15 protein-coding genes and 1 pseudogene are annotated in these 13,531 nt (G+C 46.2%); 2 read left to right on the top strand and 14 right to left on the bottom strand.

Annotated elements, in window-relative coordinates; translation table 11 throughout:
• Nucleotides 1-58: 58 nt before the first annotated feature.
• From ACWA2B_RS02310 to ACWA2B_RS02265, 10 genes and pseudogenes are all read right to left on the bottom strand, one after another.
• Nucleotides 59-955, bottom strand: coding sequence for a 5'-3' exonuclease (locus ACWA2B_RS02310; protein ID WP_080710677.1), 897 nt, complete (start codon nt 953-955; stop codon nt 59-61).
• A 72-nt stretch (nt 956-1,027) separates the two neighbouring features.
• On the bottom strand, nt 1,028-1,393 hold the full coding sequence (locus ACWA2B_RS02305; RefSeq protein ID WP_141695545.1) for an arsenate reductase family protein: 366 nt from the start codon (nt 1,391-1,393) through the stop codon (nt 1,028-1,030).
• Nucleotides 1,394-1,405: 12 nt separating this feature from the next.
• Nucleotides 1,406-2,359, bottom strand: a pseudogene (locus ACWA2B_RS02300) (RluA family pseudouridine synthase); the annotation flags it as partial.
• Between the two features lie 21 nt (nt 2,360-2,380).
• Nucleotides 2,381-2,944 carry a cob(I)yrinic acid a,c-diamide adenosyltransferase gene (locus ACWA2B_RS02295; protein ID WP_069012833.1) on the bottom strand — a complete coding sequence of 188 codons (564 nt, stop codon included), beginning with the start codon at nt 2,942-2,944 and terminating at the stop codon, nt 2,381-2,383.
• A gap of 18 nt (nt 2,945-2,962) precedes the next feature.
• Nucleotides 2,963-3,532 (bottom strand): hypothetical protein, encoded by a 570-nt coding sequence (locus ACWA2B_RS02290; protein WP_069012834.1) that lies wholly within the window; start codon nt 3,530-3,532, stop codon nt 2,963-2,965.
• 101 nt (nt 3,533-3,633) lie between these two features.
• The gene (locus ACWA2B_RS02285; RefSeq protein ID WP_069012835.1) at nt 3,634-3,840 is read right to left on the bottom strand and encodes an aspartyl-phosphate phosphatase Spo0E family protein; all 207 of its coding nucleotides are present in this window, start codon (nt 3,838-3,840) and stop codon (nt 3,634-3,636) included.
• A gap of 113 nt (nt 3,841-3,953) precedes the next feature.
• On the bottom strand, nt 3,954-5,165 hold the full coding sequence (locus ACWA2B_RS02280; RefSeq protein WP_029516491.1) for an aminotransferase class I/II-fold pyridoxal phosphate-dependent enzyme: 1,212 nt from the start codon (nt 5,163-5,165) through the stop codon (nt 3,954-3,956).
• Between the two features lie 12 nt (nt 5,166-5,177).
• Nucleotides 5,178-5,678: an Lrp/AsnC family transcriptional regulator gene (locus tag ACWA2B_RS02275; RefSeq protein WP_069012836.1), complete on the bottom strand. Its 501-nt coding sequence runs from the start codon at nt 5,676-5,678 to the stop codon at nt 5,178-5,180.
• A gap of 143 nt (nt 5,679-5,821) precedes the next feature.
• Complete coding sequence (locus ACWA2B_RS02270; RefSeq protein ID WP_069012837.1) at nt 5,822-6,208, bottom strand: spore coat protein; 387 nt, start codon at nt 6,206-6,208, stop codon at nt 5,822-5,824.
• 32 nt (nt 6,209-6,240) lie between these two features.
• The gene (locus ACWA2B_RS02265; protein WP_013370103.1) at nt 6,241-6,477 is read right to left on the bottom strand and encodes a hypothetical protein; all 237 of its coding nucleotides are present in this window, start codon (nt 6,475-6,477) and stop codon (nt 6,241-6,243) included.
• A gap of 114 nt (nt 6,478-6,591) precedes the next feature.
• Between ACWA2B_RS02265 and ACWA2B_RS02260 the strand changes: the two genes are divergently transcribed.
• The gene (locus ACWA2B_RS02260) at nt 6,592-7,830 is read left to right on the top strand and encodes an NAD(P)/FAD-dependent oxidoreductase (RefSeq protein WP_165145053.1); all 1,239 of its coding nucleotides are present in this window, start codon (nt 6,592-6,594) and stop codon (nt 7,828-7,830) included.
• Nucleotides 7,831-7,905: 75 nt separating this feature from the next.
• Here ACWA2B_RS02260 and ACWA2B_RS02255 read toward each other — a convergent pair whose 3' ends face one another.
• From ACWA2B_RS02255 to ACWA2B_RS02240, 4 genes are all read right to left on the bottom strand, one after another.
• Nucleotides 7,906-9,159 carry an MFS transporter gene (locus ACWA2B_RS02255; RefSeq protein ID WP_069012839.1) on the bottom strand — a complete coding sequence of 418 codons (1,254 nt, stop codon included), beginning with the start codon at nt 9,157-9,159 and terminating at the stop codon, nt 7,906-7,908.
• A 115-nt stretch (nt 9,160-9,274) separates the two neighbouring features.
• On the bottom strand, nt 9,275-9,985 hold the full coding sequence (locus tag ACWA2B_RS02250; protein WP_069012840.1) for a hypothetical protein: 711 nt from the start codon (nt 9,983-9,985) through the stop codon (nt 9,275-9,277).
• A 54-nt stretch (nt 9,986-10,039) separates the two neighbouring features.
• The gene (locus tag ACWA2B_RS02245) at nt 10,040-10,453 is read right to left on the bottom strand and encodes a DUF350 domain-containing protein (protein WP_449291724.1); all 414 of its coding nucleotides are present in this window, start codon (nt 10,451-10,453) and stop codon (nt 10,040-10,042) included.
• A gap of 58 nt (nt 10,454-10,511) precedes the next feature.
• Complete coding sequence (locus ACWA2B_RS02240) at nt 10,512-12,881, bottom strand: endonuclease MutS2 (protein ID WP_340884827.1); 2,370 nt, start codon at nt 12,879-12,881, stop codon at nt 10,512-10,514.
• A 149-nt stretch (nt 12,882-13,030) separates the two neighbouring features.
• Between ACWA2B_RS02240 and ACWA2B_RS02235 the strand changes: the two genes are divergently transcribed.
• Nucleotides 13,031-13,390 carry a phage holin family protein gene (locus ACWA2B_RS02235; RefSeq protein WP_029516484.1) on the top strand — a complete coding sequence of 120 codons (360 nt, stop codon included), beginning with the start codon at nt 13,031-13,033 and terminating at the stop codon, nt 13,388-13,390.
• The last annotated feature ends 141 nt before the right edge of the window (nt 13,391-13,531 follow it).

The following is a 13,531-nucleotide window of genomic DNA, read 5'->3' as shown; positions in this document are numbered from 1 at the left end:
TCAGCATCCCTATATAACTTACTTTATTTAAATTGTCGTACCAAGCCTAATAGCTTCATTATGATCCGGTTGCGACACCCATTAATGTACACAAGCTTTTCATTTCAAGCTGCTCAAACTTGTCTACAATTTGCACGTGATCCAACGTCAGCAGACAACTATCCAAAGCACATGCTACAGGTACACCACAGTGAATTTCAGCGAGTTTGCGTGAAAGATGCAGCATATCCAAATCACTCTCAATTTTTTTGCGGACCGATGGTGTTAATTGATCCAGATTCTCCAGAATGCCCTCAATAGAGTCGTATTCCTGCACCAGCTTGAGTGCCGTTTTCTCACCAATACCTCGTACTCCTGGATAATTATCGCTTGCATCCCCCATCAGGCCTTTAAGGTCCACCACTTGGCGTGGCTTAAGCCCTTTTTCAGTCAGCAGGGTCTCCGGGGTGTATACCATATAATTGCCGTGGCCCTTTTTCATAATAATGACCCGTGTCCGATCATCCACTAATTGAAGTAAATCATGATCTCCCGAGAGAATCATTACATCCATGTCCTCATTTTGCGAATAATGGCGTGCAAGCGTACCGATACAATCATCGGCTTCAAAGCCTTCCGCTCCAATGTTGGGAATGCCGAGGCTGTCCGTCACTTCACGAATCAATGTAAATTGGGGAATCAAATCATCGGGTGCGTCGGCTCGATTTCCCTTATACGCAGCAAAATGTTCCCCACGGAATGTCGTTCCGCCCATATCCCAGCAACAAATAACATGTGTAGGATTAAACGTTTGGACTGCATCCCAAAAATATCGAATAAAACCATATATGGCGTTCGTTGGCACCCCAGCTTTTGTACGACGGATATAACCGTTTGCGGCGGTTGCATAATAAGCGCGAAATAGCAGGGCCATGCCGTCAACCAGCATTACGGATTGTTCATTGCGTTGTGTCACAGATTGTATTGCTCCCATTCATCATAATATTTAACCCCCACAGTATAACATATCGTGGGGGTAAATTGGGCGTTATTGAGCTCCCCATGTGCCCTCAAATGTTTCCTCTTTGAACCCTACCGTTACTTTGTTACCGTCGGTTACAATCGGGCGTTTGATTAATCTTCCATTTGAGGATAAAAGCGAAATTTGCTCTTCACGGCTCATGTCTCCCAGCTTATCTTTCAGCTTTAACTCTTTGTACACCTCACCGCTAGTATTGAAAAACTTTTTCAGCTCCAGCCCGCTTTTGCGAATCAATTCTTCCAATTCCTCCGGGCCGGGCGGCTGTTCAAAAATAGGAATCAGTTCCGTCTCATGCCCCTTGTTTTGCAGCCATTTCACTGCATTACGGCAGGTACTGCATTTAGAATACTGATATACTTTCAGTTGGCTCATCGCTAGTTTAACCTCCATTTGGTTTTCTCTTAAAAGCTCCTGCATTTCAGCCATATCGTCAGGTAGAGGAGCATAGAACGTCAGCCGCTCCCCGGTTACAGGATGCTCCAAGGACAGCTCTGAAGCATGTAAGGCTTGTCGAGGCATCTTGACATCAAGCTGATCATATCGCTCACGTTGCGCAGCATCATCAGGTGTAATCCGGTACATTTTATCTCCGATCAACGGGCAGCCGATATAAGTCATATGCACTCGAATTTGGTGCGTACGCCCGGATTCCAACTTTAGTCCGATACGGCTTCCCCCGTTCCACACTTCCTCCAGCTTATACAGCGTAAGGGCAGGATAACCATCCGGAGTCACCATACGCAAATGCGGATCATCCGGGTTGCGGTCAATCGGTCCGTCTACCTTACCTTCCTGCAGCTCAGGGCGCCCATGCACCAGAGCCGTATAGCGCTTATCCACCGTTCCCGCAATCATCTGTTCAGAAATATGCTGGTGTACATATGGATTTTTGGCTACGACCAGCACCCCCGTCGTCTCCTGATCAAGACGATGAACAGGACGAAACCGGAACAGCTCCCCCTTGGTCTGCCAATAATGCACAACCCCGTTAGCCAGTGTTCCTGTGTAATGACCATGAGTCGGATGGACAATCATGCCCGCCGCCTTATTCACCACTAACAGATGTTCATCCTCAAACAATATCTCAAAAGGAATGGGTTCAGGTAAAATATCATCAGAACGCTCGCGCTCCATGCGAATTTCTACTCGATCCCCGGATTTCACCTTTACGCTGATGTACACACGCGTCCCGTTCAGCATAATACCTTGCTCGGTCAGCTTGAGTTTGGATATTAACTTTCGAGAAATGTTCATACGTTTTTGTAAAATAGTCTTCAACAGCATGCCCTCCTCCTCCGGAGGGATCGTATATACGATAGGTTCATAGTACAAGCTCATCACAAATTCCCGGTTGCCTCCTTATTTGCGGAACACTTTTTTGCTGCGCACATATTCGACATCGGGTACGCCCTGACGGACATTCGCTGTGCGAGCGACGGCAAAGAAATAATCGGAAAGGCGGTTTAAATACCGACGTACCGCCGGATTGATGTCCGTATGTTTACCTAGTGTAACCGCACGGCGTTCTGCGCGTCGGCAAACCGTACGGCATACATGAAGCGTTGAGGATAATGTGTTACCACCTGGTATAATAAAACGCTCCACCTTCGGATTTTCCTCCTGACATGCATCAATCCAACCTTCCAGACGCTCTGCCAGCTCGTCCTTCACCTTATATTTGCTTTCACTGATTTTAACAAATGCCAAATCCGAACCACAATCAAACAGCTCCTGCTGTATTTCTTCCAATTGAGTCCGAATATCCGCAAACTCTTCCCCTTCGGCAAAGCTGATCGCTTGTCCTACAAAGCTGTTCAGCTCGTCAATTGTTCCGTACGCTTCCACACGATCATCATCTTTGGACACTCGACCGCCGATCACAGAAGTTTGTCCTTCATCACCTGTTCTAGTATAGATTCCCATTCCATTTCATCCCCTTTATCATTCCGTAAGTGCTTTCAGCACCTTGATGGCTTCTTCCTTATTGCTTGTACGAGGCGGAACGGTAGCAAATAATGTTTTGGAGTTATATTTTAGCTCCTTAAACATCTTCATCTGCTCCACCGGAATTCCGAACAAATGAGTTTCCTTGCTCACATCTGTTCCTTCTTCCTCCTGCCCCTTCTTCTTAAATACGCCGCCCTCGAACACGCCCCGGGCATACGTCTTCTTGTCAAAAGCATCATCTAACGGCAGATTCGAACCATTCTGTCCATACAGCTTCATGTCCTCTTCTGGCAAAAGAAACAGATCATGCTCCCCGGCCGCATATTCTACAACCAGCTTCTGCTGGTTATACAGCGGACTGACTGAAATCTCAATAGTCGGAGCCTGTTCACCCAGCTTATCCTTAAGCTTTTGTGCCAGCTCCTCACGGATGACTGAAGCATCCCCTTTATCCATAATAAAAATGGAGAAGCTGTCCTTGTCCCGTCCCCCACATCCAGCCAATAATACAAGTGTCAGCATTCCGATGATCCACGGCGATAGCCTTTTTAGCCCCGCTCTCATATGTACGCCCCCTCTTCCATGCCATTAATATATCATAAGTTGTGAACGCAAAAAAAGAAGGCTCGACGGCCTTCTTCTTACATTTGGCTGACTTCACACGGTTAAACCTTGCATTCCGTACCATACAGCTTCATATATTCATTGATTTTCAAATCGAGCTTGCAGCTGATCTCGATGACAAGATCAGAGGTGAAGGACTGCTCTTTCTGAAACGTCCGCATCATCTCATTGCGCAGGAACAAAATTTCATCTTCCAGAGAAATGTCGTATCCTATTGAACTAGACGAATTAAATCCAACATATGACATGAGCATTCCTCCTACAATTGAAAAATTGAACTTCCTGCTATCGATTTCAAATTATAGCATAGAAATTAGAAATAAAAGACTATTTTTTATGAATTACCCATAAAAAAATAATTTTAACCTTCTTTTCTTACTTTTTCTACAAAATGACCAATCCGATCCAGTGCCTCCGTCAGCTGAGCAACAGAAGTCGCGTATGAGCAACGAAGATAGCCTTCGCCTCCCAAACCGAACACATTACCTGGTACAGCCGCAACTTTAGCCTCTGCCAAAAGACGCTGTGCAAATTCATCTGAGCTGAGTCCCGTGCTTTGAATACTAGGGAAAACGTAAAAAGCCCCTCTTGGCTCATGGCACTCCAGGCCGATTTCCCGAAACCCTTCAACCATCAGACGGCGACGCTGATTATAGGCTTCTACCATACGATCTTTCTCACCCAAACCATTCCGCAACCCTTCCAGTGCCGCAACTTGCCCCATAGAAGGCGCACACATTACGGTGTACTGATGGATTTTGAGCATAGCGGCAATCAGATCGGGATGTCCGCATGTATATCCAATACGCCAACCTGTCATGGCGAAGGCTTTGGAAAAACCACTGACGAGAATTGTACGATCCATCATACCAGGCATAGCCGCAAAACTGACGTGCTTCTCTCCATAATTCAATTCAGCATAAATTTCATCAGAAATGACGATCAAATCATGCTTTTCCACGACTTCGGCAATCGGAAGCCAATCTTCATAAGTCATCGTAGCCCCAGTTGGATTGCTCGGATAGCATAAAATCAGCACCTTGGATTTAGGTGTAATTTTTGCCTCCAGCGCCTCAGCCGTCAGCTTGAATTCATCCTTAGCAAAGGTTTCAATACCTACCGGAATCCCGCCTCCAATTGCAGTGATTGGAGAATATGAAATGTAGCACGGTTCGGGCACGAGAATTTCGTCGCCAGGTACAATTAACGCACGCAAAGCAAGATCAATCGCCTCGCTTCCCCCAACGGTCACGATAATCTCATTTTTAGGATCATAACGGACTTCAAATTGCTCATTCAGATAATCACTGATCGCTTCACGCAGTTCTGGCGTTCCCGCATTAGACGTATAGCTGGTAAAACCTCGCTCTAATGAATAGACACAGGCTTCCCGCATATGCCAAGGGGTTGTAAAATCCGGTTCGCCTACACCAAGGGTAATAATATCCTTGTTGCCACCCACCAAGTCAAAAAACTTACGAATACCCGAAGATGGGATCTCGCGCACCAACGGGGACAAATAGGAACTCATAGCTTTGTTACTGTCGGTAAATGCTTCTGTTTTGAGATTCATCATGATCTTCCTTTACGGCGAAATCATCAGACGATTATCTTCCTGATGGTCCTCAAAGATAATTCCGTCCTGCTTGTATTTTTTAAGCGTAAAATTAGTCTTGGTAGACAAGACCGAATCAATAGGCGACAGTTTCTCCGACACAAAGTTAGCGACCTCACGAAGATTGCGGCCTTCAACCTCTACCAGCAAATCGTATGCTCCGGACATGAGATAGACCGATTTAACTTGCGGATACAAATAAATCCGTTCTGCAATCCCTTCAAAGCCTCTTCCACGCTCGGGTGTAATTTGCACTTCGATCAAAGCGGTAACCTTTTCGTCGTCGACTTTGTCCCAATTAACTACAGCGGCATATTTGACAATCACGTGTTGGTCTTCGAGCTCTTTCATTGAGATGCGTACATCCTGCTCGTCAACCCCCAGCATAGTAGCCAATAGAGTCGGTGTTCTTCTTGCATCTTCTTTTAACAATTCCAGCACTTTTAATTTCAATTCATTCAGCTCTGTCATTCTACATAAGGCCTCCATCGAAAGAGATTACTATACATCATACAATACGCACTTTAAACCTGCAAAGAAAAACCGTCCACTCCGGTAAACCCGGCAGGTGGACGGCTGTTATGGGAATCTGCTTCAAAAACAGAAAATCCCGTTTACATATAATAAGGGTTGTTTTGATGTGTAGACTGGCCTTGCTGGTGCATAGATTGACCATATACTCCCGCGGATGTCGACTTTTGCTGAATGAACTGTTGGCATTCTTGTTGGGTCTTGCGAGCTTCTTGAATCTGTTTGTCCAAATCGATGCGCAGTGCTTTAGTTGGAGTGGCGTACATATTATTTTGGCTCATCAGATGATACAAATCACCTTGCAGACGCAATGTATCATTCGTAAGGTCGGTGAACATCTGACGCACAGACGGACAATTGGATTCTGTCGTCGCCGTTGTGTATTCGCGCACTGTACGTTTCATATCAGCAAGAATGGTATAGAGCAAATCTTCTTCGGGCATAAATGACATATTGTTTTGTGAATACATTCTGTCAAACCTCCTTTATTGGTAAATCCAAATTACTGCTGTGGTTGCATTGGAGCAAGCTGCTGATGCTGTTGAAGAGCATTAGAAAGCAGATTCAAGTGGTGCTCATGAGTTCTTGCCAGTTGTAAACAGGCTTGTTGGATGGCTGGGTGCTGAATAGACGCCGCTGTGGCCGCACATTGTTTGAGTAGTAGTTCTTCATTGGAGATGGAGTCCACGATGTACTCCAGCTCTTTGCCTGACAGGGGTTGCATGTTCGTAGATTGCATAATCTCTGTGCCTCCTTAAAAGTTTTGTTGCACGCTGGTTATCTTGTCCGTTTGGCGAAATACTATGTACACATAAGAAATACTACATATTGCCTATGAGGAGTGCTATTTTATATGGAGTTGATAAGCGGGAATACATATTGGCCGAATACATTGGAGCAGGCGCTGGATTTTCCGCCTTTGGCAGAGGATTTAAATTGTGATGTATTGATCATCGGGGGAGGGATGGGGGGGGCCATCTGCTCCCGGTTATTGGGAGAACGACAGGTAGACACCGTGGTTATTGACAAACGCAAACTGGTAACTGGAAGCTCTTCGGCCAATACTGGCCTGCTGCAATACAGCAATGACAAGACCTTAACCTCTTTCATCAATACGTTTGGTGAAACGAACGGTGTACTGTTTTACCGCATGTGCAAGGATGCACTAGATCAGTTAGATAAGCTGGCTGCCACACTGGATACAGACCCTTCCTTTATTCGGCGAAGCAGCCTGTACTATGCAAGTACACTAGAAGATGTACAGGTGCTTCAGGAAGAGTACAAACAGCTAACCCGGTTTGGATTTCCAGTGGAGTACTGGGATGAGCAACAGGTTGCTGCCCGATTTCCTTTTCGAAAACCGGCAGCCTTGTACACACACGAAGATGCTGAGGTTAATCCATTTTTGTTTGCCCAGGGCCTGCTGCAATCTGCCAACCGTCTCGGTGTTCGCTTATATGAGCATACGGAAGCCAAGCATTTTGAATTCCATGATAATGAGGTCGTTTGTCATACTAACGGTGGAATGATCCGAGCAAAAAAGGTTGTTTTTGCAACAGGTTATGAAACACAAGAGATTAAAACCGATCAGGGAGCCGTTCTGCAAAGCTCTTATGCTATCGCCACCAATCCAATCGGAGATGCTCCCTTGTGGCATGAGCAGTGTCTGATCTGGGAAACGGCCCGTCCTTATCTATATATGCGCTCCACACCGGAAGGACGTATCATTATTGGTGGTTTGGATGAACCTGTATTGGACGCCAACCAACGTGAAATCAGGCTACTACACCAACAACAAAAGCTGCTGCAAGCACTACAGGAGCATTTTCCCAGTGTGCCATTTCAGATCGACTACGCTTGGGCGGCTGTATTCGGCTCCTCTCACGACGGCTTGCCGTATATTGGTCCACATCCGCGTTTTCCAAACTGCTATTTCTTGGAGGGTTACGGGGGAAATGGGACGGTTACGAATATGATGGCCGCACAGCTATTGGCTGATGAACTGACGGGCACACACCGACCTGAAATGGAGCTGTATTCTCTGACCCGTACGACCAAACCCTCGCCAGAAGCAACAAAACCAATGGTTTAACATATGAATACAAAAAGAACCTCCTTTCGCCTATATAAGTGAATTCTGAGGTTCTTTTTGTGTTGAATTTTCCTGTTACTCCGTTTGCTTGCGCCAGCGTTGTGCATGGGAATGAGAATTGCTTCGCTTTGTCTTCTGTTCCATCTTCAGCACATTTCGCATAAAAAACCAGCCGATCACTGGCATTAATGCAAGTCCAATCAACAACCAAATCATCGCTGTAGGAGCCTTGCTGATACTTAGGACGCCCAAGAAAATGAGTGTACCGGTCAACCGGCCTACCATTAAGCACAGTTCACGCAGTACAACCAGTTCCACTCTCTGATTCGCATCTCCTTCACTCGTACCCATTAAATCAAAACTCGCTGAGATCATAGGAATTAAATACAAGGGCAGGAATATAGCGGTGCCGATCCCCATAATCAGTAGCGTGATATACTCCATACGCCACAATAATGGTAACAGCGCAATCACCAACAATACAGCACCCAACAGCATACCAGCCGAGCGATAGTGTGGCTTGAGCCATTTTCCGACAGCCCAAAAGCTGAAAAATGAAACCGCCGAGGTGATAAGTGAAAACTGTGCCAGCTTCCATTCCTGTTGAGTAGCTACATACACGAGCAGCGTAATCAGGAAGGCAAAAACCCCTTCACGGATGCCCTGGGTAACAAGCGATAACGACAAGGGACGCCACATGCTCCCTTTTTGTGACAATCGTTGCTTAGGCTCCTTCCAATTGTAGTTTCCTGTCGGCTTACGCTTGCGAAGAAAGAAACTAAGTACCACTCCTACGACATAAAAAGCTAAGGAAATACTGAATATTACTCGATAACCCGCATCATCCTCCATACGAGCAATAATCCAACCAGACAGCCAAGGACCCACGATACCGGAAAACGAACCCAGCAGACCGACCCATCCGTTAAAATGATCGCGACTTGCCTGATCTGTGACTTCGAAAAAAATGACATTAAACGCCAGCCAGAATAAACCTAATGCTGCACCCAATAACATTCCGAGCGGCCATATGTAGTTTACAGCCTGCGGTCCCGTATATAACACGATTAAATAAAACAGACCGGACAGTGCTGTCCCCACGCGCAGGGCATTCATTTTGTTATGTTCCTTGACCCATTTCCCAGCCACCCAGACCATAATTCCCAGCGCAATTTGTTGGCTGACATTAAACCAGCCAATCATCGCGTAATCCTGCCTGCTCTTCCATAAATATACGTTGAGAAATGTGCCTGACAATGCTGCTGCAAACACAAACAATCCATTCAAGCTTAATAGCAGAATGGATTGTCCGTTCAGGTTTGATTTCAATGCAGTTCCCCCTAACCGAAAAATCACCAATCAGCTTATTTCAAGCCAGCTTGTTCAAAGATTTCTTCGATTAAGATGCCCGTATTAAGCTTGGGCCTATCCGGGGGATTGCTATTTAATTGTTGGAAATACCGCTGAGCTTCTCCAGCATCCGCAGTCGGTCATTCTCTGACAATGTGTGCTGGACATGAAAACAGCTAGGACAAACATAAACATTCAAGACGAATGGCAAGTCCAGAACAGGTTTGCCAAGTGCTGGCGACATCGACGGTTCAAAACCTTCTCTGGTTACGGTTTGCGAACCCGCATGCAGCATGTACTCTCCACATTGGGAACATTCAAGAACCTCATCTTGTCTGTCGAGTATTTGTTCAGCACCTTGTTCATAAGCCATCAGATCCGCACCGCTTTCTTCAAATTTTTGCAAAGTATGCAGAACAGGTAGCTTATGCAGCTCATTATCCTGCAACAACGGTGCATCAACCGGTTTTTCAACTACGATTTCATCCTCTGCCTCATATAAAATATCCTGCTCTTCATCATCACCGAGCTGAATACTCAATGTACGATAACCCTTCAGGTCTTCTTTTCCATGAGCGTGAGGCGCCGGGGTTACAGAAGTCACATGATCATGTTTCGTCTCTTCATGTCCATGCTCACCGGCATGTCTATGAACAGGTGGAGAAACAGACTCATCTTCATCATCATCAGTGATGTCAGAGTACCCTTTCAGATCATTATGGCAATAGGGACACTCTTCCTCAGGGCCCAATTCTTCATCCCAAATAATTTCCATGTTACACCATGGACAAATAGTCATTTCCAAGCTTTATCATCCTTCCGTTCCAAGCGTATACCAAGCTCTAGTATACAGGATGTGTCAAGTTACACTGGCACCGATCACATAAGATAACGATATTGAAATAATCATGGAGAACAAGCCGACAGCACGGTTATCCTCTTTAATCTGTTGATCGATAGAAAATACCGGTGTCAGAAACTCAAAAAGAAAGTACGCCGCAAGTAGCAGTAAAAAGCCAACGAACGACCAAATCATCGTATCGTACACGCTCGATTTGGCTTCCATTGCAAAGCGGAGCACGTTGCAAATACCGAATATTTTCCCTCCCGTAGCCATGGCTACTGAAACATTGCCGCGCTTGATCTCTTCCCAGCATTTATAGCGGGTTACCAGCTCAAAACACGACAAAAATACAATTAGCTCCAGCACCGCCACCGAGAAATAACCCAGCATCATCCCCAACGGATGTGACAGCAATTCATCAATCGCCATCTTCACTTCGTCCCTCCCGTTCTACCAAGCGTTCCCGAGCAAAGCCGGCAACCCATAGCTATTCCAATTCAGCAACGGTTACGCCTGTGCCGCCTTCATTGTAATTACCGATACGGTAGCTTTTCACATGTTTATGCTTGCGGAGGTACTCCTGAATACCGGTTCTCAGAATACCCGTACCTTTGCCATGAATAATGTGTACCTGACCCAGATTGGCCAGAAACGCTTCATCCATGAAGCGGTCCACTTCCATCAAGGCTTCCTCCACGTTCGCCCCCCGAAGATCAAGTTCACTTCGTACGTTATCATCCCGTGTCCGTTTAACGCCAGTGACTGGTTTTTGAACTCTTGGAGTCGTTGTTTGGGCAGGTTGCAGTAGTTCCAGATCATCCAGACTGACCTTCATCTTCATGATCCCCAATTGAACCACAGCTTCCTTGGTACCGGACAGTTCAACCACGTGGCCTTTTTTATTCAGACTGTGAACGGATACTTCATCGCCAGCCATGATAGAACGAGTACGCGTAGCGGCCGGGCGTTTGACAGTACTTTTCTTGCGTTGCTTCGGTTCAGCCTCATCCAGTTCTCTGCGAGCTGCAATCAGCTTGTGCTCCTTAACCGAAGCCCCTTCTTCCTGAGCCAATTTACGCAAATCAGTAATGATTTTCTCAGCTTCGCTACGAGCCTTATCCACGAGAACTCTTGCTTCATCCTCAGCTTTTTCCAGCATACGGTCCCGTTGGGACTCCAGCTTATCCAGCTCCATCTGATGACGGCTACGCAATGCTTCCATTTCTTTACGCAACTGCTCCGCTTTTTCCCGTTCTTGCTCAGCTGTCAAACGGTTCTGCTCCAGTGACGCAATCATGTGCTCAACGCGCTGGTCTTCTTCTGTTACCTCACCACGGGCATAGTCTAAAATGCGCCCTGGCAATCCCAATCGCTCGGCAATGGCAAATGCGTTACTTCGTCCGGGGACACCGACCAGAAGGCGGTAAGTCGGGCTTAAGGTAGCGACATCAAACTCCATGCTTGCATTAATAATTCCTTTACGCTCATAGGCATACGCCTTCAATTCACTATAGTGAGTCGTCGCAACCATACGGCAACCCATGGCATGTATATGCTCCAAAATGGACACAGCCAAAGCCGAACCTTCCGCGGGGTCCGTTCCTGCCCCCACTTCGTCAAGCAATACAAGACTTTTGGGCGTCATATTTTTCAGGATGCTAATGATATTGGTCATGTGACTGGAAAATGTACTTAAGTTTTGCTCAATGCTCTGCTCGTCACCAATATCAGCATAGATTGCATCAAATACACACAGCTGGCTTTCATCCTCAACAGGTACAAACAGTCCAGACATCGCCATCAAACTAAGCAGGCCAATGGTTTTCAGGGTAACGGTTTTCCCCCCTGTGTTCGGTCCGGTAACGATAATGGAGGTGTATGAATTGCCCAGCTCCACATCTATGGGAACGACCTGCTCCAACGGAATTAGAGGATGTCTGCCTTTTTTCAGCTTCAAGTACCCTCGGTCATTCATTAAAGGCAAGGTTGCCTTCATTTCACGGGCGAGACGCGCTTTTGCAAAAATAAAATCAAGATTGCCCAAAATGTCCACATCATACAGCAACATATCCGCTTGTTCTGCGACAAGTGCGGTCAGCTTTTGTAAAATGACTTCAATTTCACGCTCTTCTCTCAGCCTTGTTTCCCTCAGCTTATTGTTCATGGCTACGATAGATTCAGGCTCGATAAACAATGTTGCACCTGACCCGGATTGATCATGAACAATTCCGCCAAAATAAGAACGGTATTCGGCCTTAACCGGGATCACAAACCGATCTCCACGAATCGTAATCAACTGATCTTGAAGCATTTTGGATACAGTTGAGGAACGAATCATGGAATCCAGCTTCTCACGAATACGCACTTCTCCCGAGCGTAGCTCCCGACGGATTTGTGAAAGCTCTGTGCTGGCAGAATCCAACACTTCTGCATTTTCGTCAATACAGCCTTTGATGGAGTTTTCTAAACCTCTCTGCTCCGAAAGCTGCTCACTCCAATACAGCAATGTTTCGACAGGATTTTCTTCATGCAAACTTGTCACGTATACTTGTATACGGCGTGCGGCCTGAACCGTTGTCCGAATGCCAAGCAACTCATGCGGGCTTAATGTTCCACCAATACGGGCACGCTTCACCGCCGGAGTGATATCCACTACTCCGTTAAATGAAGGCACTCCTTTGAGGCGATCAGCAGCATAGGCCTCATCCGTACCTTTCAGCATTTTCTTGATATGCTCCAAATCATCGCTGGGCTGTAGCTGAAGGGCTGTCTGTTGTCCCGTTGCCGTTTGGGCATAGTGACTTAGTTTATTTAGAATTTTTTGATATTCAAGGGTTTTGAAAATTTTAGAGTCCAACTTCACTACTCCTTTCACTTATATCTATATTATACCGAAAGCAGCAAACTTACGCTATTTGCCAACTCTGTTTTACACATAAGAAAGCTCTTCATGCCACACACTAACCTTTGTCTAACCCTGATTCAAAAAACAAAGGAGGTTATTCCGTGAGCATTCTCGGGCACATTGTACGTTTCATCGTTGCCGCTCTGGTGCTGATGGTCGTAAGCTGGATCGTTCCCGGATTTAGTGTAGGCGGCTTTTGGAGCGCGCTGATCCTAGCCATTGTCATTGCCTTGATTGGCTATATCGTCGAGGCGGTGTTTGGTCGACGCGTCTCCCCATTTGGACGCGGTATCGTAGGTTTTCTTGTGAGCGCTCTGGTGATCTGGGTCGCTCAATATGTCGTCGCTCATGTCAGTGTTTCCGTTCTGGGCGCATTGCTCGCTGCATTGGTTATCGGGATTATCGACCTGTTCATTCCGGTATCGACACCGTTTGAAGCCGGTCGCAAAAACGGGAATTAATTTCAGTAATCGCTTCTGGCAAAGCTGTCCCGAAGCAGAATTCATCTGCCAAAGGACAGCTTTTTGTCATTTACACCTCTGAGTGGATACAATAAACAAACAATCCCCGGCGATGAGCAGCCGGGGATTGCCTTACATGTA

The organism is Paenibacillus sp. CMM36 (assembly GCF_053570945.1).
This window is presented reverse-complemented; position numbering and strand designations above follow the sequence as displayed.

Coding starts and splice junctions, on each gene's coding strand:
- ACWA2B_RS02305 (WP_141695545.1), bottom strand. CDS start 1,393: ATGAGCCAACTGAAAGTATATCAGTATTCTAAATGCAGTACCTGCCGT.
- ACWA2B_RS02295 (WP_069012833.1), bottom strand. CDS start 2,944: ATGGGAATCTATACTAGAACAGGTGATGAAGGACAAACTTCTGTGATC.
- ACWA2B_RS02290 (WP_069012834.1), bottom strand. CDS start 3,532: ATGAGAGCGGGGCTAAAAAGGCTATCGCCGTGGATCATCGGAATGCTG.
- ACWA2B_RS02285 (WP_069012835.1), bottom strand. CDS start 3,840: ATGTCATATGTTGGATTTAATTCGTCTAGTTCAATAGGATACGACATT.
- ACWA2B_RS02280 (WP_029516491.1), bottom strand. CDS start 5,165: ATGAATCTCAAAACAGAAGCATTTACCGACAGTAACAAAGCTATGAGT.
- ACWA2B_RS02275 (WP_069012836.1), bottom strand. CDS start 5,678: ATGACAGAGCTGAATGAATTGAAATTAAAAGTGCTGGAATTGTTAAAA.
- ACWA2B_RS02270 (WP_069012837.1), bottom strand. CDS start 6,208: ATGTATTCACAAAACAATATGTCATTTATGCCCGAAGAAGATTTGCTC.
- ACWA2B_RS02265 (WP_013370103.1), bottom strand. CDS start 6,477: ATGCAATCTACGAACATGCAACCCCTGTCAGGCAAAGAGCTGGAGTAC.
- ACWA2B_RS02260 (WP_165145053.1), top strand. CDS start 6,592: ATGGAGTTGATAAGCGGGAATACATATTGGCCGAATACATTGGAGCAG.
- ACWA2B_RS02245 (WP_449291724.1), bottom strand. CDS start 10,453: ATGGCGATTGATGAATTGCTGTCACATCCGTTGGGGATGATGCTGGGT.